The sequence below is a fragment of the Citrobacter sp. ABFQG genome, from assembly GCF_004322975.1.
Taxonomy (GTDB): Bacteria; Pseudomonadota; Gammaproteobacteria; order Enterobacterales; family Enterobacteriaceae; genus Citrobacter; species Citrobacter freundii.
The window spans coordinates 1,544,397-1,570,861 of the sequence record NZ_CP036435.1 but is presented as its reverse complement, the minus strand read 5'-3'; the positions used below and the strand labels follow the sequence as shown (position 1 = coordinate 1,570,861).

General features: G+C 52.2%; 22 protein-coding genes. 10 read left to right on the top strand and 12 right to left on the bottom strand.

Going from position 1 to position 26,465, the window contains the following annotated elements:
- Window positions 1-7: 7 nt before the first annotated feature.
- The 4 genes from lpdA to pdhR all read right to left on the bottom strand — a co-directional run bounded on the left by lpdA (window position 8) and on the right by pdhR (window position 7,103).
- Window positions 8-1,432 carry a dihydrolipoyl dehydrogenase gene (gene lpdA, locus WN16_RS07590; RefSeq protein WP_003018686.1) on the bottom strand — a complete coding sequence of 475 codons (1,425 nt, stop codon included), beginning with the start codon at window positions 1,430-1,432 and terminating at the stop codon, window positions 8-10.
- A 175-nt stretch (window positions 1,433-1,607) separates the two neighbouring features.
- Window positions 1,608-3,497, bottom strand: a complete 1,890-nt coding sequence (gene aceF / locus WN16_RS07585; protein ID WP_003018689.1) for a pyruvate dehydrogenase complex dihydrolipoyllysine-residue acetyltransferase — start codon at window positions 3,495-3,497, stop codon at window positions 1,608-1,610.
- Between the two features lie 14 nt (window positions 3,498-3,511).
- Entirely contained in the window at window positions 3,512-6,175 is a 2,664-nt protein-coding gene (gene aceE / locus WN16_RS07580; protein ID WP_003845758.1) for a pyruvate dehydrogenase (acetyl-transferring), homodimeric type, read from the bottom strand.
- Window positions 6,176-6,338: 163 nt separating this feature from the next.
- A complete protein-coding gene (pdhR, locus tag WN16_RS07575; protein WP_003018699.1) occupies window positions 6,339-7,103 on the bottom strand; it encodes a pyruvate dehydrogenase complex transcriptional repressor PdhR in 765 nt (254 codons plus the stop codon).
- Window positions 7,104-7,667: 564 nt separating this feature from the next.
- On the opposite strand from pdhR, the gene aroP reads away from it, so the two are divergent.
- From aroP to WN16_RS07560, 3 genes are all read left to right on the top strand, one after another.
- A complete protein-coding gene (gene aroP, locus WN16_RS07570; protein ID WP_085951556.1) occupies window positions 7,668-9,041 on the top strand; it encodes an aromatic amino acid transporter AroP in 1,374 nt (457 codons plus the stop codon).
- 157 nt (window positions 9,042-9,198) lie between these two features.
- Window positions 9,199-10,605, top strand: a complete 1,407-nt coding sequence (locus WN16_RS07565; protein WP_003845756.1) for an MFS transporter — start codon at window positions 9,199-9,201, stop codon at window positions 10,603-10,605.
- Complete coding sequence (locus WN16_RS07560) at window positions 10,605-11,555, top strand: family 43 glycosylhydrolase (protein ID WP_044698973.1); 951 nt, start codon at window positions 10,605-10,607, stop codon at window positions 11,553-11,555. The genes WN16_RS07565 and WN16_RS07560 overlap by 1 nt, the downstream gene beginning before the upstream one ends.
- A 92-nt stretch (window positions 11,556-11,647) precedes the next feature.
- Here WN16_RS07560 and ampE read toward each other — a convergent pair whose 3' ends face one another.
- Complete coding sequence (gene ampE, locus WN16_RS07555; RefSeq protein ID WP_003018711.1) at window positions 11,648-12,502, bottom strand: beta-lactamase regulator AmpE; 855 nt, start codon at window positions 12,500-12,502, stop codon at window positions 11,648-11,650.
- A complete protein-coding gene (ampD, locus tag WN16_RS07550; protein WP_003018719.1) occupies window positions 12,499-13,062 on the bottom strand; it encodes a 1,6-anhydro-N-acetylmuramyl-L-alanine amidase AmpD in 564 nt (187 codons plus the stop codon). The genes ampE and ampD overlap by 4 nt, the downstream gene beginning before the upstream one ends.
- Window positions 13,063-13,149: 87 nt before the next feature.
- On the opposite strand from ampD, the gene nadC reads away from it, so the two are divergent.
- The 4 genes from nadC to hofC all read left to right on the top strand — a co-directional run bounded on the left by nadC (window position 13,150) and on the right by hofC (window position 17,308).
- Window positions 13,150-14,043, top strand: a complete 894-nt coding sequence (nadC, locus tag WN16_RS07545) for a carboxylating nicotinate-nucleotide diphosphorylase (protein ID WP_044698975.1) — start codon at window positions 13,150-13,152, stop codon at window positions 14,041-14,043.
- Window positions 14,044-14,286: 243 nt separating this feature from the next.
- Window positions 14,287-14,724 carry a prepilin peptidase-dependent pilin gene (gene ppdD, locus WN16_RS07540; RefSeq protein ID WP_003018724.1) on the top strand — a complete coding sequence of 146 codons (438 nt, stop codon included), beginning with the start codon at window positions 14,287-14,289 and terminating at the stop codon, window positions 14,722-14,724.
- Between the two features lie 9 nt (window positions 14,725-14,733).
- Window positions 14,734-16,116 (top strand): type II secretion system protein GspE, encoded by a 1,383-nt coding sequence (gene gspE / locus WN16_RS07535; RefSeq protein WP_003845750.1) that lies wholly within the window; start codon window positions 14,734-14,736, stop codon window positions 16,114-16,116.
- Window positions 16,106-17,308, top strand: a complete 1,203-nt coding sequence (gene hofC / locus WN16_RS07530; RefSeq protein WP_044698976.1) for a protein transport protein HofC — start codon at window positions 16,106-16,108, stop codon at window positions 17,306-17,308. The genes gspE and hofC overlap by 11 nt, the downstream gene beginning before the upstream one ends.
- 56 nt (window positions 17,309-17,364) lie before the next feature.
- On the opposite strand, the gene WN16_RS07525 is transcribed toward hofC, so the two are convergent.
- Window positions 17,365-18,408 (bottom strand): GMP reductase, encoded by a 1,044-nt coding sequence (locus WN16_RS07525; RefSeq protein ID WP_044698978.1) that lies wholly within the window; start codon window positions 18,406-18,408, stop codon window positions 17,365-17,367.
- 225 nt (window positions 18,409-18,633) lie between these two features.
- On the opposite strand from WN16_RS07525, the gene coaE reads away from it, so the two are divergent.
- The 3 genes from coaE to yacG are packed head-to-tail and all read left to right on the top strand — an operon-like array spanning window position 18,634 to window position 20,201.
- Window positions 18,634-19,254, top strand: a complete 621-nt coding sequence (coaE, locus tag WN16_RS07520) for a dephospho-CoA kinase (RefSeq protein ID WP_044698980.1) — start codon at window positions 18,634-18,636, stop codon at window positions 19,252-19,254.
- The gene (gene zapD / locus WN16_RS07515; protein ID WP_003837445.1) at window positions 19,254-19,997 is read left to right on the top strand and encodes a cell division protein ZapD; all 744 of its coding nucleotides are present in this window, start codon (window positions 19,254-19,256) and stop codon (window positions 19,995-19,997) included. Before coaE ends, zapD begins: the two co-directional genes overlap by 1 nt.
- 9 nt (window positions 19,998-20,006) lie before the next feature.
- Window positions 20,007-20,201: a DNA gyrase inhibitor YacG gene (gene yacG, locus WN16_RS07510; RefSeq protein WP_003018740.1), complete on the top strand. Its 195-nt coding sequence runs from the start codon at window positions 20,007-20,009 to the stop codon at window positions 20,199-20,201.
- 88 nt (window positions 20,202-20,289) lie between these two features.
- Here the strand turns inward: yacG and mutT are convergent, their stop codons facing one another.
- The 5 genes from mutT to ftsZ form a co-directional block, all read right to left on the bottom strand.
- Complete coding sequence (mutT, locus tag WN16_RS07505) at window positions 20,290-20,679, bottom strand: 8-oxo-dGTP diphosphatase MutT (RefSeq protein WP_003837443.1); 390 nt, start codon at window positions 20,677-20,679, stop codon at window positions 20,290-20,292.
- A gap of 56 nt (window positions 20,680-20,735) precedes the next feature.
- Complete coding sequence (gene secA / locus WN16_RS07500; RefSeq protein ID WP_003018746.1) at window positions 20,736-23,441, bottom strand: preprotein translocase subunit SecA; 2,706 nt, start codon at window positions 23,439-23,441, stop codon at window positions 20,736-20,738.
- 60 nt (window positions 23,442-23,501) lie between these two features.
- Window positions 23,502-24,008: a secA translation cis-regulator SecM gene (gene secM, locus WN16_RS07495; RefSeq protein ID WP_003018748.1), complete on the bottom strand. Its 507-nt coding sequence runs from the start codon at window positions 24,006-24,008 to the stop codon at window positions 23,502-23,504.
- 283 nt (window positions 24,009-24,291) lie between these two features.
- Window positions 24,292-25,209 (bottom strand): UDP-3-O-acyl-N-acetylglucosamine deacetylase, encoded by a 918-nt coding sequence (lpxC, locus tag WN16_RS07490; RefSeq protein ID WP_003018750.1) that lies wholly within the window; start codon window positions 25,207-25,209, stop codon window positions 24,292-24,294.
- A 100-nt stretch (window positions 25,210-25,309) separates the two neighbouring features.
- Complete coding sequence (gene ftsZ, locus WN16_RS07485) at window positions 25,310-26,461, bottom strand: cell division protein FtsZ (RefSeq protein ID WP_003018753.1); 1,152 nt, start codon at window positions 26,459-26,461, stop codon at window positions 25,310-25,312.
- Between the last annotated feature and the right edge of the window lie 4 nt (window positions 26,462-26,465).

The following is a 26,465-nucleotide window of genomic DNA, read 5'->3' as shown; positions in this document are numbered from 1 at the left end:
GGGAAGATTACTTTTTCTTCGCTTTCGGGTTCGGCAGGTCGGTGATGCTACCTTCGAACACTTCAGCTGCCAGACCAACGGACTCGTGCAGAGTCGGGTGAGCGTGGATGGTCAGCGCGATGTCTTCAGCGTCACAGCCCATTTCGATCGCCAGACCGATTTCACCCAGCAGCTCGCCGCCGTTGGTACCGACAATCGCACCACCGATCACACGGTGAGATTCTTTGTCGAAAATCAGTTTGGTCATACCGTCTGCGCAGTCAGAAGCGATAGCTCGGCCAGAAGCAGCCCACGGGAAGGTGGCGGTTTCGTAGCTGATGCCTTTTTCTTTCGCTTCTTTCTCAGTCAGGCCAACCCATGCAACTTCTGGTTCAGTGTACGCGATGGATGGAATAACTTTCGGATCGAAGTAGTGTTTCTTACCGGCGATAACTTCAGCGGCAACGTGACCTTCGTGAACACCTTTGTGCGCCAGCATCGGCTGACCGACGATATCGCCGATAGCAAAGATGTGCGGCACGTTGGTGCGCAACTGTTTGTCAACGCGGATGAAGCCACGGTCATCAACTTCAACGCCAGCTTTGCCCGCGTCGAGGTTTTTACCGTTCGGTACACGACCGATAGCTACCAGCACAGCATCGTAACGCTGAGCTTCGGCAGGGGCTTTTTTGCCTTCCATGGAAACGTAGATACCGTCTTCTTTCGCTTCAACGGCGGTCACTTTGGTTTCCAGCATCAGGTTGAATTTCTTGCTGATGCGCTTGGTGAAGACTTTAACCACGTCTTTGTCGGCAGCTGGGATAACCTGGTCGAACATTTCAACCACGTCGATCTCTGAACCCAGTGCATGGTACACGGTACCCATTTCCAGACCGATAATACCGCCGCCCATAACCAGCAGGCGCTTAGGAACAGTTTTCAGTTCCAGCGCGTCAGTGGAGTCCCACACGCGCGGATCTTCGTGCGGAATGAACGGCAGTTCGATCGGACGGGAACCCGCCGCGATGATCGCGTTGTCGAAGTTGATTACGGTTTTGCCGTTTTCGCCTTCAACTTCCAGGGTGTTCGCCCCGGTAAATTTACCCAGACCGTTAACCACTTTCACTTTACGGCCTTTGGCCATACCAGCCAGACCGCCAGTCAGTTGAGTGATAACTTTTTCTTTCCAGGTACGAATCTTGTCGATATCGGTTTTCGGCTCGCCAAAAACGATACCGTGTTCAGCCAGCGCTTTGGCTTCTTCGATAACTTTTGCTACGTGCAGCAGCGCTTTAGAAGGGATACAGCCGACGTTCAGACAAACACCACCGAGGGTGCTGTAACGTTCTACGATGACGGTCTCCAGACCTAAATCTGCGCAACGGAAGGCAGCAGAGTAACCTGCAGGGCCTGCCCCAAGTACCACGACCTGAGTTTTGATTTCAGTGCTCATCATGACCTCTTAATTTATACCCGTCGTCCACCGGGTCGTTCTATCCGCCCGTATTTTACAAAATTGTTAACAATTTTGAAACAACAAACGGCAACCGATTTGTCTTTCGCACAATAACCTCACTGACTTCATGAGATTACCAGAAAAAAGCCGGCCGTCGGGCCGGCTTTTTCGCTTACATCACCAGGCGGCGAATGTCAGACAGCATGTTGTTGATGATGGTGATAAAGCGCGCACCATCCGCACCGTCAATTACACGGTGGTCGAAGGAGAGCGAAATCGGCATCATCAGACGCGGCATAAACTCTTTACCGTTCCACACTGGCTCCATAGAGGACTTGGAGACACCGAGGATAGCCACTTCCGGCGCGTTCACAATCGGCGCGAAGTGGGTAGTACCCAGGCCACCGATGCTGGAGATGGTGAAGCAACCGCCCTGCATTTCGCCAGCAGTCAGCTTGCCATCACGCGCTTTCTTGGAGATCACGGTCAGTTCACGAGACAGCTCGGTAATGCTCTTCTTGTTCACGTCTTTGAAGACCGGAACAACCAGACCATTCGGAGTATCAACCGCTACACCGATGTTGATGTATTTCTTCAGGGTCAGGCGCTGACCGTCTTCAGACAGGGAGCTGTTGAAGCGCGGCATCTGTTCCAGAGCTGCGGCAACGGCTTTCATGATGAAGACTACTGGGGTGAATTTCACGTCCAGTTTACGTTTTTCAGCTTCGGCGTTCTGCTGTTTACGGAACGCTTCCAGATCGGTGATATCGGTCTTATCGAAGTGAGTAACGTGCGGGATCATCACCCAGTTACGGCTCAGGTTAGCACCAGAGATTTTCTGGATACGGCCCAGTTCCACTTCTTCGATTTCACCAAACTTGCTGAAGTCCACTTTCGGCCAAGGCAGCATGCCCGGGATACCGCCGCCTGCTGCTGCAGCCGGAGCCGCTTCAGCACGCTTGATAGCGTCTTTCACGTAAGCCTGAACGTCTTCACGCAGGATACGACCTTTACGGCCAGAACCTTTCACTTTCGCCAGGTTCACACCGAATTCGCGCGCCAGGCGACGAATCAGCGGTGTTGCATGAACGTAAGCGTCGTTTTCAGCAAACTCAGATTTGCCTTCCGCTTTCGCGGCCGGAGCTGCGGCTTGCGCAGGCGCTGGTGCTGCGGCCGGAGCCGGAGCAGCTGCTTGTGCTGGAGCGGCTGCAGGTGCTGCGCCTTCGACTTCGAAGACCATAATCAGAGAACCGGTTTTAACTTTGTCGCCGGTGCTGATTTTGATTTCTTTCACGGTGCCCGCGAACGGTGCCGGAACTTCCATTGACGCTTTATCGCCTTCAACGGTGATCAGTGATTGCTCAGCGGCAATTTTATCGCCCACTTTAACCATCACTTCAGTGACTTCGACTTCGTCACCGCCGATATCCGGTACGTTAACTTCTTTCGAGCCGGAAGCAGCCGGAGCCGCCGCTGCTGCTGGAGCAGCCGCCTGAGCCGGTGCAGCAGCAGGCGCTGCGCCCGCTACTTCGAAGACCATAATCAGGGAACCGGTAGACACTTTGTCGCCGGTGTTGATTTTGATCTCTTTAACGGTACCCGCGAACGGTGCCGGAACTTCCATTGACGCTTTGTCACCTTCAACGGTGATCAGAGACTGTTCAGCCGCAACGGTGTCGCCCACTTTAACCATGATCTCGGTAACTTCAACTTCGTCGCCGCCGATGTCCGGTACGTGTACGTCTTTCGCCGCCGCAGCAGCAGGTGCTGCTGCCGGAGCCGCTTCTTTCTTCTCTTCTGCCGGAGCAGGTGCAGCTGCTGCTGCACCGTCGGCGGAATCGAAAATCATGATCAGTTTGCCGGTCTCAGTTTTATCGCCAACAGAGACTTTGATCTCTTTAACGATACCAGCCTGAGGAGACGGAACTTCCATAGAGGCTTTGTCGCCTTCTACGGTGATCAGCGACTGTTCAGCTTCAACTTTGTCGCCCACTTTGACCAGGATCTCGGTGATTTCAACTTCATCAGCCCCGATGTCCGGTACATTGATTTCGATAGCCATTATTCTTTTACCTCTTACGCCAGACGCGGGTTAACTTTATCTGCATCGATGTTGAATTTGGTGATTGCGTCTGCAACCACTTTCTTATCGATTTCGCCACGTTTAGCCAGTTCGCCCAGGGCCGCTACAACCACGTAGGAAGCATCAACTTCGAAGTGGTGACGCAGGTTTTCACGGCTGTCAGAGCGACCGAAACCGTCGGTACCCAGTACGCGATAATCATCAGCCGGTACATAAGTACGAACCTGTTCGGCAAACAGTTTCATATAGTCAGTAGATGCTACTGCCGGAGCGTCGTTCATCACCTGAGCGATGTACGGAACGCGCGGAGTTTCCATCGGGTGCAGCATGTTCCAGCGCTCACAATCCTGGCCATCACGCGCCAGTTCAGTGAAGGAGGTTACGCTGTAAACGTCAGAACCTACACCGTAGTCGTTCGCCAGGATCTGTGCTGCTTCACGGACGTGACGCAGGATAGAACCGGAGCCCAGCAGCTGAACTTTACCTTTCTTACCTTCGAGGGTTTCGAGTTTGTAGATACCTTTACGGATACCTTCCTCGGCACCTGCTGGCATTGCCGGCATGTGGTAGTTTTCGTTCAGCGTGGTGATGTAGTAGTAAACGTTCTCTTGTTTCTCACCGTACATACGCTCCAGACCATCGTGCATGATGACCGCAACTTCGTACGCGTAAGACGGATCGTAAGAGATACAGTTCGGGATAGTCAGAGACTGAATATGGCTGTGACCATCTTCGTGCTGCAGACCTTCACCGTTCAGCGTCGTACGACCGGAAGTACCACCAATCAGGAAGCCACGAGCCTGTTGGTCGCCTGCCTGCCAGCACAGGTCACCGATACGCTGGAACCCGAACATGGAGTAGTAGATGTAGAACGGAATCATCGGCAGATCGTTGGTGCTGTAAGAGGTCGCAGCAGCCAGCCAGGATGCGCCAGCACCCAGTTCGTTGATACCTTCCTGCAGGATCTGACCTTTCTCGTCTTCTTTATAGTAAGCAACCTGCTCACGGTCCTGCGGGGTGTACTGCTGACCGTTCGGGCTGTAGATACCGATCTGACGGAACAGACCTTCCATACCGAAAGTACGTGCTTCATCAGCGATGATCGGAACCAGACGATCTTTGATCGACTTGTTCTTCAGCATCACGTTCAGGGCACGAACGAAAGCGATAGTGGTGGAGATTTCTTTGTTCTGCTCTTCCAGCAGCGCACCGAAGTCTTCCAGAGCCGGCAGTTCCAGCTTCTCAGTGAAGTTCGGCTGACGAGCTGGCAGGTAGCCATGCAGTTTCTGACGCTGAGCGTGCAGATAAGTGTGCTCTTCAGAACCTTCCGGGAAGGTGATGTAAGACAGGTTTTCAACCTGCTCATCGGTCACAGGAACGTTGAAACGGTCGCGGATATAACGCACGCCGTCCATGTTCATTTTCTTAACCTGGTGAGCGATGTTTTTACCTTCAGCGGTGTCACCCATGCCGTAACCTTTAATGGTATGGGCCAGGATTACAGTTGCTCTGCCTTTGGTTTCCTGCGCTTTTTTCAGTGCAGCGTAAACTTTCTTCGGATCGTGACCACCGCGGTTCAGAGACCAAATCTGCTCATCAGTCCAGTCAGCAACCAGTGCTGCGGTTTCCGGGTATTTACCGAAGAAGTGCTCACGTACGTATGCGCCATCTTTGGATTTGAAGGTCTGGTAGTCGCCGTCAACGGTTTCGTTCATCAGCTGGATCAGTTTACCGCTGGTGTCTTTACGCAGCAGCTCATCCCAACGACCGCCCCACATGACTTTGATAACGTTCCAGCCAGCGCCTGCGAAGATGCCTTCCAGTTCGTTAACAATCTTGCCGTTACCGGTTACCGGGCCGTCAAGACGCTGCAGGTTACAGTTGATCACAAAGACCAGGTTGTCCAGTTTTTCACGGGTCGCGATGGTGATCGCACCTTTTGATTCTGGCTCATCCATCTCGCCGTCGCCCAGGAAGGCGTAAACGGTTTGTTTAGAGGTATCTTTCAGACCACGGTGTTCCAGATATTTCAGGAATTTAGCCTGGTAGATAGCACCGATTGGGCCCAGACCCATAGATACGGTCGGGAACTGCCAGAATTCTGGCATCAGTTTCGGGTGCGGGTAGGAAGACAGGCCTTTGCCATGTACTTCCTGACGGAAGTTGTTCATCTGCTCTTCAGTCAGACGACCTTCCAGGAATGCGCGTGCGTAGATGCCCGGAGAGATGTGGCCCTGGAAGTACACCAGATCGCCGCCATCTTGCTCGTTGCGTGCACGGAAGAAGTGGTTGAAGCAAACATCATATACCGTTGCGGAGGACTGGAAGGATGCCATGTGGCCACCCAGCTCAAGGTCCTTTTTAGACGCGCGCAGTACGGTCATGATGGCGTTCCAACGGATAGCAGAACGAATACGACGTTCCAGCTCCAGATTGCCCGGGTATTCCGGTTCATCTTCAACGGCAATAGTGTTTACATAATTGCTGGCCCCTGCACCTGCCGCTACTTTCACGCCGCCTTTGCGGGCTTCTGAAAGCAGTTGGTCGATCAGATACTGAGCACGCTCAACACCTTCTTCACGGATGACCGATTCGATCGCCTGTAGCCAGTCGCGAGTTTCGATCGGATCCACGTCATTTGGGAAACGTTCTGACATGGGGGTATTCCTTATCTATCTAATACGTTGAGTTATCTGGAACCTGTCCCATTACGTTCTCGTCAGAGAGCGTAATAAGACAGGTTCTGCGTTTAGTTGCCGCGCACTTTATATGGCGCTTGATTTACAACATCTTCTGGTTAACGTTCTGCCAGAAAAATCACTAATTCTTTCGTTGCTCCAGGCGGCGTAAGGCGCGTTCACGACGGCTTTCCTCACGGCTTCTGTCCAGCAGAATCTCTTCGATAAACGCCAGGTGACGGTGGGACGCTTCACGCGCCTCTTCCGGCTTCCCGGCAATAATTGCTTCAAAAATACGGGTACGGTGACTGCTAACCAGTGGCAGCATTTCACGACGCGCATACAGCAATTCGAAGTTTTGCCGAACGTTCTGGGCCAGCATCGGCTCCATACACCTTAGCAAATGGAGCAGCACCACATTATGTGCCGCTTCGGTGACAGCAATTTGATACTGGAGTACTGCATCAGATTCACCGTCAAGATCGCCGGACTGTTGAGCAAGCTCGATCGCATGGTGGAGTTCACGGATACGCGTTTTGTCTTCATCCGTGCTGCGCAGTGCAGCGTAATAAGCTGCAATACCTTCCAGCGCATGGCGCGTCTCAAGCAGGTCAAACTGGGATTCAGGATGGTCGGAGAGCAGCTCTACCAGTGGGTCGCTAAAGCTCTGCCACAGGCTGCTCTGAACAAAAGTGCCACCGCCCTGACGACGAAGCAGTAACCCCTTCGCTTCAAGGCGTTGGATCGCCTCGCGTAAGGAGGGGCGGGAGACGTCGAACTGTTTTGCCAGCTCGCGTTCCGGTGGGAGTTTTTCTCCGGGGCGAAGTGTCCCCTCAAGAATTAAAAACTCCAGCTGCTGCTCAATCACATCGGAGAGTTTTGGTTGGCGGATTTTGCTGTAGGCCATGATTTCCTGTCTTAAGCCATTTGCCCGGAGTCAATTGGTCTTACCAATTTCATGTTCTTGACGCTAAAGTAACAAAGTATTCACCTTCTGTCCATACAGGTTTTGATTGAAATCAGTAAAGGAGGCATATTTTAACAACATTACAGAAATAACGTTTCAAACATGTAACTATGCACAAATGTTAAATTTACCCACCTCGAGGTAGTTTTAACGGAATTGAAACGAAAAATTATCTCATCTGAACCGATTCACCTGCTTATTTATCGATACTTAAATCACTATTAATGAATAGAAATTCAAAATGGAAATTTTGTGGTAGATAAACTCGCACTTACAAATGGTTTCTTTTTATTCAACTCTTCATCTTCCCCGCATAAAGCAGGTGCATTCGCGCTCGCATATCATTATTCTGATCAAGACAAAAGTATTAAGGCAACATTTTATCAAAAGCATCTGTAAACAAATTAATACAACAAACGGAATTGCAAACTTACACACGCATTGCTGCGTAGTTCAAAAAATAAGTACTCGAAATATGAAGAGTAAAACCACACACGAGGTTTCATGATGGAAAGTCAACAGCATGGCGATCAGCTCAAGCGCGGTCTTAAGAACCGCCATATACAGCTAATCGCGCTGGGTGGCGCGATTGGTACCGGGTTATTCCTCGGTAGCGCATCCGTTATCCAGTCTGCAGGACCGGGTATTATTCTGGGTTACGCTATTGCCGGCTTTATCGCCTTTTTGATTATGCGTCAGTTAGGTGAAATGGTGGTTGAAGAGCCGGTAGCAGGCTCCTTTAGCCACTTTGCTTATAAATACTGGGGCAGTTTCGCAGGTTTCGCCTCTGGCTGGAACTACTGGGTACTGTACGTGCTGGTTGCCATGGCTGAGCTGACTGCAGTCGGTAAATATATCCAGTTCTGGTACCCGGAGATCCCAACCTGGGCCTCTGCTGCAGCCTTCTTCGTGATTATCAACGCCATTAACCTGACCAACGTGAAAGTGTTTGGTGAGATGGAGTTCTGGTTCGCCATTATTAAAGTCATTGCTGTCGTCGCGATGATCATCTTCGGCGGCTGGCTGCTGTTCAGCGGCAACGGCGGGCCGCAGGCCAGCGTCAGCAACTTGTGGAACCAGGGGGGCTTCCTGCCGCATGGCTTCACCGGTCTGGTGATGATGATGGCGATTATCATGTTCTCTTTCGGCGGACTGGAGCTGGTTGGGATCACCGCAGCAGAAGCGGATAACCCGGAACAAAGCATTCCCAAAGCAACCAACCAGGTTATCTACCGTATCCTGATTTTCTATGTGGGTTCGCTGGCGGTTCTGCTTTCCCTGATGCCGTGGACGCGCGTTACGGCTGATACCAGCCCGTTTGTCCTTATTTTCCACGAGCTGGGCGACACGTTTGTTGCTAATGCCCTGAACATCGTGGTGCTGACTGCTGCCCTTTCTGTCTATAACAGCTGTGTGTACTGCAACAGCCGTATGCTGTTCGGTCTGGCACAGCAGGGCAATGCGCCGAAAGCGCTGATGAACGTCGACAAACGCGGCGTGCCGGTGAACACCATTCTGGTTTCCGCACTGGTGACGGCTCTGTGCGTGCTGATCAACTACCTGGCGCCAGAATCTGCCTTTGGCCTGTTGATGGCGCTGGTAGTTTCCGCACTGGTGATCAACTGGGCAATGATTAGCCTTGCACACATGAAGTTCCGCAAAGCCAAACAGCAGCAGGGTGTTACCACCCGCTTCCCGGCGCTGCTCTATCCGCTGGGTAACTGGGTGTGCCTGATTTTCATGGCTGCAGTACTGGTGATTATGCTGATGACGCCGGGCATGGCGATCTCGGTGTACTTAATCCCGGTATGGATTGCTATTCTTGGCATTGGTTACCTGTTCAAACAGAAAACGGCCGGCACGGTTAAAGCACATTAATTTTTCCTCCCCCACCTGCGCCAGGTGGGGGTTGTTACCTGCCTCACACTTTCCCACTCACGACTGTTTAGTCCATATCAGCGGCGTTATCCTGCAACGCAAAAACACCGGTACCAGACAATAATTCTCTCCATATCTCATTCATGGAGTGCAGTTGATGGAAACCAGTAAGCTCACGGTGAAAGAAAAGATTGGCTATGGAATGGGCGACGCCGGATGCAACATCATCTTTGGCGCCATCATGTTGTTTGTTAACTATTTTTACACAGACATTTTTGGACTCGCGCCTGCACTGGTCGGCGTATTACTGCTCTCAGTACGCGTTATCGATGCCGTTACCGACCCTATAATGGGCGCAATGGCCGACCGCACCCGCAGCAAATATGGTCGATTTCGTCCATGGCTTTTGTGGATGGCTTTCCCGTACGCATTATTCAGCGTACTGATGTTTACCACCCCTGAGTGGACATATAACAGCAAAGTTATCTATGCCTTTGTTACCTATTTCCTGCTCTCAATTACCTATACGGCGATCAATATCCCCTATTGCTCTCTCGGCAGCGTCATCACCAACGATCCGCAAGAACGCGTCGCCTGCCAGTCATATCGCTTTGTATTGGTAGGAATTGCAACTCTGCTGCTCTCCCTTACCCTGCTCCCCATGGCCGACTGGTTCGGCGGGGAAGACAAAGCCAAAGGGTATCAAATGGCGATGGCGGTACTGGCCTTCATCGGCATGTGTATGTTCCTGTTTTGCTTTGCAACCGTCCGTGAACGTGTACGCCCTGCTGTCCAGACCAATGACGATTTAAAAGCCGATCTGAAAGACGTATGGAAGAACGATCAATGGGTAAAAATCCTGCTATTAACCTTGTGCAACGTCTGTCCGGGTTTTATTCGCATGGCTGCCACCATGTACTACGTGACCTGGGTTATGCAGCAGAGTACACAATTTGCGACGTTGTTTATCAGCCTTGGCGTTGTAGGCATGATGATCGGCAGCATGTTGGCGAAGGTGTTAACCGATCGCTGGTGCAAACTTAAAGTGTTCTTCTGGACCAATATCATCCTGGCGATTTTCTCCGCCGCGTTTTACTTCTTCGATCCGAAAGCCACCATGATGATTATGGTGCTCTACTTCCTGCTCAACATCCTGCATCAGATCCCATCTCCGCTGCACTGGTCGCTGATGGCGGATGTCGATGACTACGGCGAGTGGAAAACCGGTAAACGCATCACCGGGATCAGCTTCTCCGGCAACCTGTTCTTCCTGAAACTGGGCCTGGCGATTGCCGGAGCGATGGTTGGCTTCCTGCTCTCCTGGTACGGCTACGACGCTGGGGCGAAAACGCAAAGCGACTCCGCCATTAACGGTATTATGCTGCTGTTTACCATCATACCTGGCGCAGGCTACCTGATTACTGCAGGCGTGGTTCGTCTGCTGAAAGTTGACCGCGAGTTTATGCAGCAAATCCAGACAGATTTAGAAAAGCGCCGCGCCAACTACCGTGAACTGAATGAATACCACGATATAAAAACGACTGAAACCGTAAGGAAAGCCTAATGAATCAGTGGCCAAATCCCTTTATTGAACAGCGTGCCGATCCGTTTATCTTACGTGACGGTAGCCACTACTATTTCATTGCTTCAGTACCTGAATATGACCGGCTGGAGATACGCCGGGCCGACTCGCTGGAAGGGTTGCGCACTGCCGCCCCGGTTATCATCTGGCGCAAGCCAGAAAGCGGCCCCATGAGCCAACTCATCTGGGCGCCCGAAATCCATCATCTGGCAGGCAAGTGGTACATCTATTTTGCCGCCACCCACACACAGTCGCTCGACAAGCTGGGGATGTTCCAGCATCGCATGTTTGCGCTCGAATGTGCCGACGCCGATCCGCTGACCGGAAAGTGGACGGAGAAAGGTCAGATTAAAACGCAGTTTGATACCTTTGCGCTCGATGCCACCACCTTTAACCATCAGGGAAAACAGTGGTATCTATGGGCGCAGAAATCGCCCGATATCGACGGAAACTCCAATATCTATCTCGCAGAACTGGAAAATCCATGGACGATTAAAGGCGAGCCGGTCATGCTAAGCCATCCTGAATATGACTGGGAATGCCGGGGTTTTTGGGTCAACGAAGGTCCTGCCGTCATGGTTCACGGCGACAAGTTGTTTATCAGCTATTCCGCCAGCGCTACCGATGAGAACTACTGTATGGGATTATTGTGGATTGACTTAGACGCAGATCCGCTCAACCAGCAGAACTGGCACAAATCACCGCGCCCGGTCTTTACCACCAGCTATGAAAACCGCCAGTTTGGGCCGGGACACAACAGCTTTACGCAAACGCCAGAAGGTGAAGATGTGCTGGTGTATCACGCGAGAAATTACACCGAAATCGAGGGCGATCCGCTGTACGACCCAAACCGCCACACTCGTCTGAAGCTCGTGCGTTGGGACGAAAACGGCATGCCAGATTTTGGCATCCCGCCTGCTGATACGAACTAAACCGTTGCACTGCCCGGTGGCGCTAACGCTTACCGGGCCTACACGTTTTTCCATTGTAGGCCGGATAAGCGTTAGCGCCATCCGGCACAACGCTATACTAATGCCCCATAAATGGTCAGCAACGCAATAATCACCACCACCACAAATGAGGTCTTCTTCGCCATCGAAACAGCCGCTTTTGGCGTTTCGACTTTATCGGTATGAGGTTCGCGCGCCAGCGAGAACTGCGCCAGACGCGTAAGCACCTGATATTGCGAAGTATGCAGATCAGCAAGCGACGCAAACCAGGCTGGCAACGCCTTCTCGCCGTGTCCCAGCAGCGCATAGACCACGCCCGCCAGACGCACCGGGATCCAGTCCAGCACATGCAGGATCGCATCAATACCCGATTGCAGACGCTGGTGCGGTGTCTGATAGCGCGCCAGCCAGGACTGCCAGGCACGTAAAAAGGCATAACCAACCAGCGTCACAGGTCCCCACGGGCCACCGACAATCAGCCAGAATAACGGCGCCAGGTAAAAGCGAAAGTTGTTCCATAACAGCGCGTTCTGCAGTTCACGCAGGAACTCACGCTCGTCACAGTCCGGCGGAACACCATGGATAAGCGTCAGCTCGCTGGCCATCGCCTCACGAGCGTGAGCGTCATCGCGAGCGGCCGCGTTCAGGTAAGCGTGATAGTGAAGGCGCGCCTTGCCTGCGCCGATGCACAGCAAGCCAATTAAGATCCACGCCACCAGCAACGGAACGTTAAACAGCAGCCCATGAAGTGCGCGCAGTAGCAGAAACGTCACTCCCATCGCAATAAGAGTCATGCCTACCGTACGCATCATCGAGAAATGCTTAATCCGGCGGAAAAAAGCTTCAACCCGGTGATCAAGCTGCCAGTGCTCACCCAGCTTAAACAGGCGTTCAACAATCAACACCAGTAATGTTGTAAACAGCGTCATGTCATCTCCTTGTGCGACGAGGGGGTGACCAGGGCGCGAAACCTTGCCCAGTCAAATGAGGGCCCGGGATCGGTCTTACGCTCGGGCGCAATATTGCAATGTCCTGTCATATTGTTAGCAATAGCCGGATAACGCGTAATCAGGGCATTGGTCACGGCTGCCAGTTGCTGGTACTGCGCGTCGGTATAGGCCAGCGTATCCGTCCCTTCCAGCTCAATACCAATTGAGAAATCATTACAGCGTTCACGGCCCTGATAGCTCGAGACGCCGGCATGCCAGGCGCGTTTATCAAAGGGGACATACTGCACGATTTCACCATCACGGCGAATTAAACAATGGGCCGAAACGCGCAAATGGGCGATTCCGGCAAAATAAGGATGGGCGTTGGGATCAATCGTGCCAGTGAACAGCGCGTCTATCCACGGGCCGCCAAACTCGCCGGGCGGCAGGCTGATATTATGCACCACCAGCAGAGAAGGGTTTTCGTCATCCGGGCGGCAATCGTAATGCGGAGAGGGAACGCGTCGCGCCTCTGCCAGCCAGCCCTCGTCTAACAACATGCAGAATCTCCTTATTGGTGGTGCTCATATCAGGTTCAGGGTAGCATGTTTCCACCTTATGATTCGTTAGCAATTTGGAGTTTTATCATGCCGCCTCGCCGCTATAACCCTGACTACCGACGTGACGCGCTGTTGGAACGCATAAATCTCGATATCCCTGCCGCTGTCGCTCAGGCGCTGCGTGAAGATTTAGGCGGAGAAGTTGATGCCAATAACGATATCACCGCACAGCTTTTACCCGAAGACATGCGCTCCCACGCTACCGTAATTACCCGCGAAGATGGCGTTTTTTGTGGGAAACGTTGGGTGGAAGAGGTCTTTATTCAACTGGCTGGCGATGATGTAAACATCACCTGGCATGTCGAAGATGGCGACAGCATTAAGGCTAATAAGCCACTGTTTGAACTGGACGGCCCTTCCCGCGTGTTACTGACCGGTGAACGTACCGCGCTTAATTTTGTGCAGACGCTTTCAGGTGTAGCAAGCGAGGTGCGTAAATACGTCGACCTGTTAGCTGGGACCAAGACCCAACTGCTGGATACGCGTAAAACCCTGCCAGGACTGCGTACCGCGCTAAAATACGCCGTATTGTGCGGCGGCGGCGCGAATCATCGTTTGGGGCTGTCCGACGCTTTCCTGATTAAAGAAAACCACATTATTGCTTCCGGCTCGGTACGTCAGGCCGTAGAAAAAGCATTCTGGTTGCACCCGGATGTGCCGGTTGAAGTCGAAGTAGAAAGCCTGGATGAGCTGGACGACGCGCTGAAAGCCGGGGCCGACATCATCATGCTCGATAACTTCGAAACCGACCAAATGCGCGAAGCGGTAAAACGCACCAACGGCCAGGCGCGTCTGGAAGTCTCGGGCAATGTCACCCATGAAACGCTGCGCGAATTTGCCGAAACCGGCGTGGATTTCATCTCTGTTGGCGCGCTGACCAAACATGTTCGCGCTCTCGATCTCTCCATGCGTTTTCGCTAATTGCTGATTGTATTGCCCGATGATGCTTCGCTTATCGGGCCTCCTACACAGGTTTATTCTGTAAGCCGGATACGGCATTTACGCCGCCATCCGGCAGTTTCTTCGAGCCTCTTAGCAAATACATTGTCTGATTCTGTAATTTCGTAAAAGTCCTCGGAATCCGCCTTCCCATTCTGTTTTTTGTCTCTCGCCGTCCTCCCGTCGGTTTGCCAAAGTAGCGCCAGCAAACTCAAGGAGTAAACAATGAACAAGCAACGAGGCTTTACGCTTATCGAACTCATGGTGGTGATTGGCATTATTGCCATTCTTAGCGCCATCGGTATTCCGGCATATCAAAACTATCTGCGCAAGGCCGCGCTGACAGACATGCTGCAAACCTTTGTCCCCTATCGCACAGCGGTTGAGCTCTGTGCACTGGAGCATGGAGGAACAGATACCTGCGATGCCGGAACGAATGGTATTCCCACTCCAACAACTACCCGTTACGTCTCAGCCATGAGCATTGAAAAAGGCGTTGTCAGCCTTAGTGGGCAGGAAAGCCTGAACGGGTTAAGCATCACCATGACGCCGGCTTGGGACAATGCCAACGGCATTACCGGTTGGAACCGTAACTGCATCATCCAGAACGACAGCGCATTGCAGCAGGCCTGTGAAGATGTTTTCCGCTTCGATACCCACTAAGGAACAGAGATGAATACCACCCAGCTTACAGCGCTATGTCAACGTTATCAGGGAATATTACTGGATGCAGACAATGAAGTAGTGCATATCGCCGTCGTAGACGCCCCATCACACGAACTGCTGGATGCACTGCATTTTGCCACCACCCGGCGCATCGACATTGTCTGCTGGACACGTCAGCAAATGGAAGGCCACACGCATACACCGCAGAAAATGCTCCCGGCAGTAGTCACAAAAAGCAGCGCCAGCGCAGCAGACTTGCTGAATCAGACGTTTCATTCCGCTCTGGAGAAACGGGCTTCTGATATTCATTTTGAGCCAGCGGAAAATCACTATCGGATCAGATTACGTGTGGATGGAGTACTCCACGCTTTACCGGAAGTCACGACCGAGATGGGCATTGCCATCACCGCGAGGTTAAAAGTATTGGGCAGTCTGGATATTGCCGAGCATCGGCTTCCACAAGACGGACAATTTACCGTTGAGATTTCAGGAGAACCTATCTCGTTTCGCATCGCCACCCTGCCCTGTCGCTACGGCGAAAAAGTCGTGTTGCGGCTACTTCATCAGGTCGAGCAGTCACTGGAGATCGCCGCACTGGGAATGCAAGACGCGCAGCTGGCCGCATTTTCGCAAGCCTTGCAGCAGCCTCAGGGGCTGATTCTGGTTACCGGGCCTACCGGAAGCGGTAAAACGGTCACACTGTACAGTGCGCTGCAAACCCGAAACACGCCAGATGTTAATCTCTGTAGCGTGGAAGATCCGGTAGAGATCCCGATCACAGGCATCAACCAGACGCAAATTCACCCACGCGCCGGTTTGACTTTTCAGGGAGTCTTACGTGCTCTGTTGCGTCAGGATCCCGACATTATCATGGTGGGTGAAATCCGCGATGGAGAAACAGCAGAAATAGCCCTTAAAGCCGCACAAACCGGTCATCTGGTTCTTTCTACGCTGCATACCAATTCCACCAGTGAAACGCTGGTGCGTCTGCAACAAATGGGGGTCGCACGCTGGATGATCGCCTCCGCGCTGACGCTCGTCATTGCACAGCGATTGGTCAGAAAGTTGTGCCCCCATTGCCGACAACGTCAGAGTACGCCTATCACACTCCCGAAAGCTGTCTGGCCTACACCACTACCGAATTGGCAGGCCCCTGGCTGCAAACATTGTTATCACGGATTTTATGGCCGTACGGCATTGTTTGAAGTACTCCCTGTTACTCCGGCATTACGTCAGAGTATTGCCAGTGACGCCCCCGTAGACGGAGTGGAACCTGATGCTCAGCTATCAGGGAGAACGCTTTTCGAGAATGGCTGTCAGGCCGTCGAGCAAGGATTAACGACATTTGAAGAGCTGATTCGTGTACTGGGCATGCCTCATGTCCGCTAAACAGCTTTGGCGCTGGCAAGGCATTAACAACAAAGGTACATCGCTGGAAGGAATGCTATGGGCCGATACCCGACCGTCATTAATGCTGGCTCTTGAGAAACAACAGATTACGCCGCTACGCATTAAGCGTATGCGTGTCAAAACCTCGCACTGGAGCCGTACAAGAAGTGCCGAAACCATACACCAGTTGGCGACATTGCTAAAAGCAGGGTTAACGCTCTCAACAGGGCTAGCTCTGCTTGCTGAACAGCATCCCAGCAGTCAATGGCAGGCGCTACTGCGTACGCTGGCTTACGATATGGAACAGGGCATTACCCTCTCCACCTCGCTATCACAATGGCAACACGTTTTTCCGCCCCTTTACCAGGCAATGATCCGCACCGGAGAGCTTACGGGTAAGCTGGACGACTGCTGTTTTGAACTCGCCTACCAGCAAAAGAAACAACAGCAACTTGCTGATAAAGTTAAAAAAGCCCTGCGCTATCCGATTATCATCATCACAATGGCGGTGTTGGTCGTATTTGCGATGTTGCAGTTTGTACTCCCTGAGTTTGCCGCCATCTACCAGACATTCAACACCCCGCTACCGGCCCTCACTCAGTGGATTATTACCATCGCACACTATAGCAGCCAATGGGGATGGCTGGCGGTAGCACTTGGCCTGGTAGCGGTTGCGGCACATCATTTGATAAATCAGAAACCGTACTGGCTCGTTCTGCGCCAGAAATTGCTGCTCAGCCTCCCGGTCATAGGGCCGATGGTGAGAGGGCAAAAGCTCACGCAGATCTTCACCGTTCTGGCGTTAACGCAAAATGCGGGCATTCCCTTTTTGCAGGGTCTTGAGAGCGTTACCGAAACGCTGGCTAACCCTTTCTGGTCGCAACGTTTAGCGCTGGTTCAGCACGACATTAGCGCCGGAAAGCCGGTCTGGTTAGCGCTTAAAAATAGCGGTGAATTCAGCCCATTGTGCATACAGCTGGTCCGAACAGGTGAAGCTTCCGGCTCGCTGGATGCAATGCTGCGCAATCTCGCGCATCACCATGGCGAGAAAACCCTGGCTCAAGCTGAGAATTTGGCTGCATTACTTGAGCCTGCGTTGCTGGTCATTACGGGGCTTATCATCGGTACGCTGGTTGTCGCGATGTATTTACCGATTTTCCATTTGGGAGATGCGATGAGCGGAGTGGGATAAATTCAAATGCCGGATGGCGACGTAACGCCATCCGGCATTTCACAGAACGACCTGTTTTACAGGCTATTGAATACGCGGTTCTCTTGTTCCTGTACACGAATAAACGTTGTACGTTTGGTCAGCTCTTTCAGACGGGATGCGCCTACATAGGTGCAAGCAGAACGCAAACCGCCGAGAATATCGCGAGCGGTATTATCAACCGGGCCGCGCAGAGGCAGCTTAACGGTTTTACCTTCAGCGGCACGATACTGAGCAACACCACCAACATGGCGGGTCATAGCAGATTCTGAGCTCATACCGTAGAACAGCATGAATTTCTCACCGTTTTCTTCAACAATTTTGCCGCCGCTTTCTTCGTGACCGGCCAACATACCGCCGAGCATAACGAAGTCTGCGCCGCCGCCAAACGCTTTTGCAACGTCACCCGGCATTGTGCAGCCGCCGTCGCTGACAATCATGCCGCCCAGACCGTGGGCTGCATCCGCACATTCAATAACCGCAGAAAGCTGTGGATAGCCAACGCCGGTTTTTACACGTGTGGTGCATACAGAACCCGGGCCTATGCCTACTTTGACAATATCAGCACCGGAGAGCACCAGCTCTTCACACATTTCACCGGTGACTACATTGCCCGCACAAATCGTTTTTGTCGGCCATGCTTCACGCGCTTTCGACACAAACTGAACAAAATGCTCTGAGTAGCCATTTGCCACATCAATGCAGATAAAATTCAGCGCTGGGTTGAGCGCCAAAATCTGTTTGGTTTTTTCGAAGTCTGCGTCAGACGTGCCGGTTGAAACCATTACGTGTTTGAGTACATCGGCAGAAGTCTCTGCGATGAAGGTGGCCCAGTCTTCAACAGAATAGTGTTTGTGCACAGCGGTCAGGATGTCGAAGGATGCCAGCGCCGTTGCCATGGCAAACGTCCCGACAGTGTCCATGTTCGCGGCAATAATAGGTACGCCGGACCAGGTCTGACCTGAATGCTTAAAGGTAAATTGACGTTCCAACTCAACATCGGAACGGCTTTTGAGAGTAGAACGCTTAGGGCGGATAAGAACGTCTTTGAAACCTAACTTCAGATCTTCTTCGATACGCATGTGCGGATTCCTGGGGTTAATGGCGAAAAATCGAAACTCACAACTCCAGTGACGCTATCATACGCACTAATCAATGCCGCGCAAGACTGCGAAATTCTCTTTTTTTACGCTACAATCCCATAAATTTACCTGGCGAATAGTAGGTTAATCCTGCAACAGCCTCGCCTTCGCACGCTTAACTTTTAACTGTTTGATAATCAAACTTAAACTCCAGGATCGGCATCTATGAGGTATACGGTAGCCTTAACCGGCGGCATTGGCAGTGGTAAAAGCACCGTTGCAAATGCGTTCGCTGACCTCGGAATAAACATCATTGATGCAGATATTATTGCGCGCCAGGTGGTTGAACCCGGCACACCTGCTCTTAAGGCAATCGAAGAACATTTTGGTTCCGAGGTTATCGCCGCAGACGGATCGTTGCAGCGGCGCATTTTACGCGAACGCATTTTTTCCGCCCCAGAGGAGAAAAGCTGGCTGAATGCCCTGCTCCATCCGCTTATTCAGCAGGAAACGCAGCGCCAGTTTCAGCAAGTGACCTCACCTTACCTGTTATGGGTTGTCCCTTTGCTGGTGGAAAATTCGCTGTATAAAAAAGCCGACCGCGTACTTGTGGTGGATGTCACGCCCGAAACCCAGCTCAGACGCACCATGCAGCGTGATGACGTCACACGTGAGCATGTTGAACAAATTCTTGCTGCCCAGGCAACGCGTGAAGCGCGGCTGGCCGTGGCAGACGATGTTATTGATAATAATGGCGCACCGGAAGCCATCGCCTCGGATGTCGCCCGCCTGCACGCGCTCTATTTGCAATGCGCGTCGCAGTTTGTCTCACAGGAAAAACCGTAATGCACACCCAGGTCCTTTTTGAACACCCTCTCAATGAGAAGATGCGTACATGGCTGCGCATTGAATTTTTAATCCAACAGCTCTCCGTTAATTTACCCATTGCTGACCATGCCGGCGCTCTGCATTTTTTCCGCAATATCGGAGATTTACTGGATGTATTTGAACGCGGCGAAGTCCGTACCGAACTCCTCAAAGAACTGGAGCGACAGCAGCGTAAACTCCAGGCCTGGGTCGAAGTTCCCGGCGTCGATCAAAGCAGAATCGACTCTTTGCGCCAGCAGTTAAAAAGTGCAGGCAGCATTCTGATTTCTGCCCCGCGTATTGGACAGACGCTGCGCGAAGATCGTCTGATTGGTCTCGTACGTCAGCGTTTAAGTATTCCTGGCGGGTGCTGCAGTTTCGATCTGCCGACTCTGCATATCTGGTTACACCTGGCGCAATCGTATCGTGACGCGCAGGTTGAAACCTGGCTTGCCAGCCTGAATCCGCTCAATCAAGCGCTGTCGCTGGTGCTGGATTTAATTCGCAACTCAGCGCCGTTTCGTAAGCAAACCAGCCTGAATGGTTTTTATCAGGACAACGGCGAAGATGCAGATCTGCTGCGCTTGCAGCTGCCGCTTGATTCGCAGCTTTATCCGCAAATTTCTGGTCATAAGAGCCGTTTTGCCATCCGCTTTATGCCGCTGGATAGCGAAAATGGTCAGGTGCCTGAGCGCCTCGATTTTGAACTGGCGTGCTGTTAAGGAGTCAACATGTCTGAACAAACCATCGTCAACTGCCCAACCTGCGGCAAGCCTGTAGTATGGGCTGAAGTCAGTCCGTTTCGCCCATTCTGCAGCAAGCGCTGCCAGTTAATCGATCTGGGAGAGTGGGCTGCAGAAGAGAAACGCATCCCAAGCTCAGGCGATCTGTCGGAAAGCGACGACTGGAGTGAGGAGCAGAAGTAATTCTGCTAATACGTAGGGCGGGCAAGCGTAGCACCCCCGCCATAATTTGCCGGATGGCGGTGTTGCCTTATCCGGCCTACGAACACCATTATCCAGTAATCAGCTTTTCAATGACCGGTGCATTCGCCGGCGGGAAATCTTCCGCATTCAGAGCATATTGCGCTATCCACTGCGCCGGTTGCCCCTCTTTTCCCCACGGCTCGCCTTCCCAGCTTTCAACCAGCCAGAACCACAGAGTGATATGCCTGTCCGGAAACTGATACTCCAACTTTTCGAACAATGAACTTTGAGTCGGCGTGATCCCTACTTCTTCCTGTAGCTCGCGAATCAGCGCCTGCTCCGGCGTTTCGCCCGCTTCAATTTTCCCGCCGGGGAACTCCAGCTTATTGGCCATGTGGGCATCAGCCGCACGCTGGGTGATAAAAATTTCATTGTGCTGATTACGAATAATCCCGACGGCGATCTGCAATATTTTCATTTTCATCGTCCATAAAAAAGGCGCAGAAGTCTGCGCCTTTTCAATAAGTTATTTTCTTAGCTCAGACGGCCATGACACTGTTTGTATTTCTTGCCGGAACCGCAAGGACACGGATCGTTACGACCCACTTTACGATCGCCGGTTTGTGCCGCCAGCTCTTCTGCCGCAGCAGAATCATCACCTTTATGGCTCAACTGCTGCATCTGCGCTAAACGCTCAGCTTCTTCGCGACGCTGCTGCTCCATCGCTTCTACTTCTTCAGGCATACGCACCTGAACTTTGCTCAGAGTGCTGATCACTTCGTACTTCAGTGATTCCAGCATTGATGCAAACATAGAGAAGGATTCACGCTTGTATTCCTGCTTCGGATCTTTTTGCGCGTAACCACGCAGGTGGATACCCTGACGCAGGTAATCCATCGCAGCCAGGTGCTCTTTCCACAAAGAGTCGAGCGTTTGCAGCATCACGCCTTTTTCGAAGTGACGCATCATCTCCGCGCCCACAACTTCTTCTTTGCGCTGATAAACTTCTACTGCGTTTGCCAGAATACGTTCGCGCAGCGTTTCTTCGTGCAGCTCAGGTTCTTTATCCAGCCACTCTGAAATCGGCATATCCAGATCGAAGTCGTTTTTCAGACGTTCCTGCAGACCCGGAATATCCCACATTTCTTCCAGAGACTGCGGCGGAATATAGGCATCAATCGTCGCTTTGAATACGTCTTCGCGAATGCTGTTAATGGTTTCGCTAACGTCAGTTACGTCCAGCAGTTCGTTACGCTGGGTGTAGATAGCACGACGCTGGTCGTTGGCAACATCATCATATTCCAGCAACTGCTTACGAATATCGAAGTTGCGGCTTTCCACTTTACGCTGCGCGTTAGCAATTGCTTTGGTCACCCATGGGTGTTCAATGGCTTCACCAGGCTTCATACCCAGTTTACGCATCATGCCGGACACGCGGTCAGAGGCAAAAATACGCATCAGCGCATCTTCCATCGACAAATAGAAACGAGAAGAACCCGCATCCCCCTGACGACCAGAACGACCACGCAGCTGGTTATCGATACGACGAGATTCGTGACGCTCAGTACCGATAATATGCAAACCACCAGCAGCTAATACCGCGTCATGGCGAACCTGCCACTCGGCTTTGATCTGCGCGATTTGTTCCGGAGTTGGGTTTTCCAGCTCGGCAACTTCTGCCTGCCAGCTACCACCCAGCACGATATCGGTACCACGACCCGCCATGTTAGTAGCGATTGTCACGGCAGACGGGTAACCCGCCTGTGCGACGATATCCGCTTCGCTGGCATGGAACTTGGCGTTCAGAACGTTATGTTTGATGCCTGCCTTGGTCAGCTCGTTAGAGACCACTTCAGATTTTTCAATGGAGATAGTACCCACCAGCACCGGCTGGCCATTTGCGGTACGCTCTTTAATATCTTCAATGATCGCCTGAATTTTTTCCGCTTCGGTCATGTACACCAGATCCGGTAAATCCTTACGGATCATCGGACGGTTAGTTGGTACAACTACGGTATCCAGCTTGTAGATGGAGCTAAATTCAAAGGCTTCGGTATCTGCTGTACCGGTCATACCGGCCAGTTTTTCGTACAAACGGAAGTAGTTCTGGAAGGTAATAGATGCCAGCGTCTGGTTCTCGTTCTGGATCTCTACGCCTTCTTTAGCTTCAACAGCCTGGTGCAGACCATCAGACCAGCGACGCCCCTGCATGGTACGGCCGGTGTGTTCATCAACGATGATAACTTCGCCGTCTTTCACGATGTAGTCAACATCGCGGGTAAACAGCACGTGCGCACGCAGTGCGGCAGTCACGTGGTGCATCAGCATAATGTTGCCTGGAGAGTACAGAGACTCGCCCTCATCCATAATGCCTTCGTTAACTAACAACTCTTCAATCAGTACCAGACCACGTTCGGTCAGGTTAACCTGGCGCGCTTTCTCATCAACAGAGAAGTGGCCTTCCCCCTGGAACGTGTCGGAATCTTCCTTCTCCTGACGGATCAGGTGTGGGATGATTTTGTTCACTTTTTTATACATTTCCGAGCTGTCTTCAGCCGGGCCGGAAATGATCAGCGGCGTACGCGCTTCATCGATCAGGATGGAGTCAACTTCATCGACCAGCGCATAGTGCAGTTTACGTTGAACACGCTCTTCCGGACTAAACGCCATGTTATCGCGCAGGTAGTCAAAGCCGTATTCGTTGTTGGTACCGTAAGTAATATCGGCGTTGTAGGCTTCACGCTTGGCTGGCGCTGGCAGGCCAGACATGTTGATACCAACGGTCATGCCGAGGAATTCAAACAGCGGGCGGTTATTTTCGGCATCACGCTGAGCCAGGTAGTCGTTCACGGTAACTACGTGCACGCCCTTCCCGCTTAATGCGTTCAGGTAGGCTGGCAGCGTCGCGGTCAGGGTTTTACCTTCACCAGTACGCATTTCCGCGATGCAGCGATCGTTAAGCACCATACCGCCCAGCAGCTGAACGTCGAAGTGGCGCATACCGAACACGCGTTTACTCGCTTCACGCACCACTGCGAACGCTTCCGGGATCAGGCTCTCAACGCTGGCACCTTTTTCCAGACGGGCGCGGAATTCAGCGGTCTTCGCTTTCAGTTCATCATCGGAGAGTTTTTCCATCTCCGGTTCCATTGCGTTGATGACATTGACCACTTTACGCATACGACGCAGCGTACGCTCGTTACGGCTACCGAATACTTTGGTTAATAATTTGATTAGCATAATAAAATCTCAAACGCCCCGCGATGCGGAGTCAAAAATTATAAGTTGGAAGGTTCTTTTTTAGCTGAGGCGTTGAGGACCAGCGCGGATACCCTGCAGCTGGCTGATCCAGACCGGAACGCTAAATGCGGCCTGAGAAGTAAAGTGGGCGTATGTCACGCGACTTACTGTCGCGGGCGGAGTGCCTTCTTGCGTCAGCATCGCGCTGAGCGTATTCAGTAACGCAAGATGGTGCGCCTGGATTGGCAACGGCTCTTCGGCAACAGGCAACGCCTGAGGCGCCATGGCAAAAGAAAGATGGCGGATAACCGTACGAATGGCATGTTGATGCCAGTAATCGACGGTAAAATTTGGGCGGCGATTAGTCGCTTCCAGCAAAGCAAGCTGGCTAAAGTTAACTTTAGCGGATTGATCGTGATTGCTGGCGGTCGCCTTCGCGGGGGTATTGGGTTCAGCAGCATTACCGAGCGCGGGCAGGCCAAAACTCGCCGCGACCATCCCCAACAGGAGATGCGGCCAGAAGTACCGTCTGCCTAACTGTCGCCAACGCGTCAGTATTCCACTCACGTTTTTGCCACCTGATATACCCTGCGTTTGGGGTTACGAATGCAAAACATTTTTTTTGCGCACGAATCTTATCATTAAAGCGTACGCTCCACAGCAGTAATGACAACCGGCCATGGGTAAATATGCTCAAGAAAGCAGCGATCGCACACTATTTTAACCTAGTGGCAGGGAAATATTTGCGTTGGAAAAGGCTGCGCTAATGAGTACATAAAAAAACGACTGGCTCACCTGGCCGGAGAGAGTGCCAGATTTACCAGTCGAATTTATACGACAGTGTATGTCGTTATGCCAGTACGGTCGAAGGTGCTTTGAACGCCAGAGGCAGTTCTGCATCGTCCTGGAAGGTCACATATTCCCAGGCTTCCTGTTTTGCCAGGACCGCCTGCAACAGTTTGTTATTCAATGCATGACCGGATTTATACGCGGTGAATGCACCAATAATGTTGTGACCACACATGAACAAGTCACCAATCGCGTCGAGCATTTTGTGACGAACGAATTCGTCTTCAAAACGCAGACCGTCTTCGTTCAATACGCGATAATCGTCAACAACGATGGCACAATCGAAGCTGCCGCCCAAGGCCAGGCCACGGGACTGCAGATATTCGATATCACGCATGAAGCCGAAAGTACGCGCACGGCTGATCTGACGCATGAACGCATCTGCAGAGAAGTTCATCGCGTAGCGCTGCGTGCTGGCATCAATCGCTGGATGGTTAAAGTCGATGGTAAAATCCAACGAGAAACCATTAAACGGTTTGAATTCAGCCCACTTATCACCATCTTCGACACGAACGGTCTCTTTGATGCGAACAAATTTCTTAGCGCTGTTCAGTTCTTCAATACCCGCATCGAGCAGCAGATATACGAATGGAGCAGCACTACCATCCATGATCGGGATTTCCGGGGCGTTAACTTCAATAACAATGTTATCGATACCTAAGCCCGCCAGAGCAGCATTCAGGTGCTCTACGGTTGAAATCCGCACATCATGCTCATTGACCAGACACGTACAGAGCATGGTATCACGCACAGATTTGGCATCGGCCGGGAAATCTACCGGAGGATTCAAGTCGGTGCGACGATAGATGACCCCGGTGTTGGCCGGCGCAGGGCGTAGCGTCAGCGTGACTTTTTTGCCGGTATGTAAACCGACGCCAGTCGCCTGAACGATACGTTTAAGTGTCCTTTGTTTGATCATCGTATAATCTCGCCAAATTAACTATCCAACCGAAGTGTACTATACATTCGGCGGGCCAGTTTAGCACAAAGAGCGCAGATTCCCAAATTCCAGCTAATTCTTAATCAGCTTGCTTACGCAGGAATGCAGGGATATCCAGATAATCCGGCTCTTTAGTGGTTTGCGGCGTATTGTCGTTAACCACTTTCGCTACCGGCTTCTGTTCTTGCGTCAACGGCGCCATGCCGTGTTGCTGGTAACGATCCATTACCGGCTGCTGTACCTGCTTGTTGGTTACCAGAGTGATTTCAGGACGCTTGTCCATACCAATTCCAGTCGCAACAACGGTCACACGCAGTTCGTCGTTCATATCCGGGTCCAGAGAGGTACCGATTACCACGGTCGCGTTATCCGATGCAAAGGCACGGATGGTGTTACCCACGGTTTCGAACTCATCCAGACGCAGGTCGAAGCCCGCAGTAATGTTGACCAGCACGCCGCGTGCGCCGGACAGATCGATGTCTTCCAGCAGCGGAGAAGAGATAGCCATTTCAGCCGCTTCTTCTGCACGGTCTTCACCGCTCGCCACGCCAGAACCCATCATCGCGTAGCCCATTTCGGACATCACGGTGCGCACGTCTGCAAAGTCGACGTTCATCAGGCCCGGACGAGTAATCAGTTCAGCGATACCCTGAACTGCGCCTTTCAGTACGTCGTTCGCTGCGCCAAACGCATCCAGCAGGGAGATACCGCGACCCAGTACTTTCAGCAGTTTGTCATTCGGAATAGTAATTAGAGAGTCCACATGTTTGGACAGCTCGGTGATACCCTGCTCCGCGAATGCCATACGCTTCTTGCCTTCAAAGTTGAAAGGCTTAGTCACGACAGCAACGGTCAGAATACCTAAATCTTTTGCTACTTCAGCAACCACTGGCGCTGCACCGGTACCGGTACCGCCGCCCATGCCTGCTGCGATAAACACCATGTCTGCCCCGTCAAGCGCTGCACGCAGAGCTTCACGATCTTCGTCTGCCGCATTACGGCCGACTTCCGGGTTCGCACCCGCGCCCAGACCTTTGGTGATGCCGCTACCAATCTGAATGGTCTGTCCAACCGCCGTTTTACGCAACGCCTGAGCGTCGGTATTCACCGCGAAGAATTCAACACCTTCGATGCGCTCGCGCACCATGTGTTCAACGGCATTACCGCCACCGCCGCCGACGCCGATGACTTTAATCACCGCGTCATTGGTAAGTTCCATAGGTTCAAACATAGTT

Coding starts and splice junctions, on each gene's coding strand:
- mutT (WP_003837443.1), bottom strand. CDS start 20,679: ATGAAAATATTGCAGATCGCCGTCGGGATTATTCGTAATCAGCACAAT.
- WN16_RS07565 (WP_003845756.1), top strand. CDS start 9,199: ATGGAAACCAGTAAGCTCACGGTGAAAGAAAAGATTGGCTATGGAATG.
- lpdA (WP_003018686.1), bottom strand. CDS start 1,432: ATGAGCACTGAAATCAAAACTCAGGTCGTGGTACTTGGGGCAGGCCCT.
- aceF (WP_003018689.1), bottom strand. CDS start 3,497: ATGGCTATCGAAATCAATGTACCGGACATCGGGGCTGATGAAGTTGAA.
- ftsZ (WP_003018753.1), bottom strand. CDS start 26,461: ATGTTTGAACCTATGGAACTTACCAATGACGCGGTGATTAAAGTCATC.
- pdhR (WP_003018699.1), bottom strand. CDS start 7,103: ATGGCCTACAGCAAAATCCGCCAACCAAAACTCTCCGATGTGATTGAG.
- nadC (WP_044698975.1), top strand. CDS start 13,150: ATGCCGCCTCGCCGCTATAACCCTGACTACCGACGTGACGCGCTGTTG.
- hofC (WP_044698976.1), top strand. CDS start 16,106: ATGTCCGCTAAACAGCTTTGGCGCTGGCAAGGCATTAACAACAAAGGT.
- WN16_RS07525 (WP_044698978.1), bottom strand. CDS start 18,408: ATGCGTATCGAAGAAGATCTGAAGTTAGGTTTCAAAGACGTTCTTATC.
- WN16_RS07560 (WP_044698973.1), top strand. CDS start 10,605: ATGAATCAGTGGCCAAATCCCTTTATTGAACAGCGTGCCGATCCGTTT.
- zapD (WP_003837445.1), top strand. CDS start 19,254: ATGCACACCCAGGTCCTTTTTGAACACCCTCTCAATGAGAAGATGCGT.
- gspE (WP_003845750.1), top strand. CDS start 14,734: ATGAATACCACCCAGCTTACAGCGCTATGTCAACGTTATCAGGGAATA.
- lpxC (WP_003018750.1), bottom strand. CDS start 25,209: ATGATCAAACAAAGGACACTTAAACGTATCGTTCAGGCGACTGGCGTC.
- aceE (WP_003845758.1), bottom strand. CDS start 6,175: ATGTCAGAACGTTTCCCAAATGACGTGGATCCGATCGAAACTCGCGAC.
- secA (WP_003018746.1), bottom strand. CDS start 23,441: ATGCTAATCAAATTATTAACCAAAGTATTCGGTAGCCGTAACGAGCGT.
- ppdD (WP_003018724.1), top strand. CDS start 14,287: ATGAACAAGCAACGAGGCTTTACGCTTATCGAACTCATGGTGGTGATT.
- coaE (WP_044698980.1), top strand. CDS start 18,634: ATGAGGTATACGGTAGCCTTAACCGGCGGCATTGGCAGTGGTAAAAGC.
- aroP (WP_085951556.1), top strand. CDS start 7,668: ATGATGGAAAGTCAACAGCATGGCGATCAGCTCAAGCGCGGTCTTAAG.
- yacG (WP_003018740.1), top strand. CDS start 20,007: ATGTCTGAACAAACCATCGTCAACTGCCCAACCTGCGGCAAGCCTGTA.
- ampE (WP_003018711.1), bottom strand. CDS start 12,502: ATGACGCTGTTTACAACATTACTGGTGTTGATTGTTGAACGCCTGTTT.
- ampD (WP_003018719.1), bottom strand. CDS start 13,062: ATGTTGTTAGACGAGGGCTGGCTGGCAGAGGCGCGACGCGTTCCCTCT.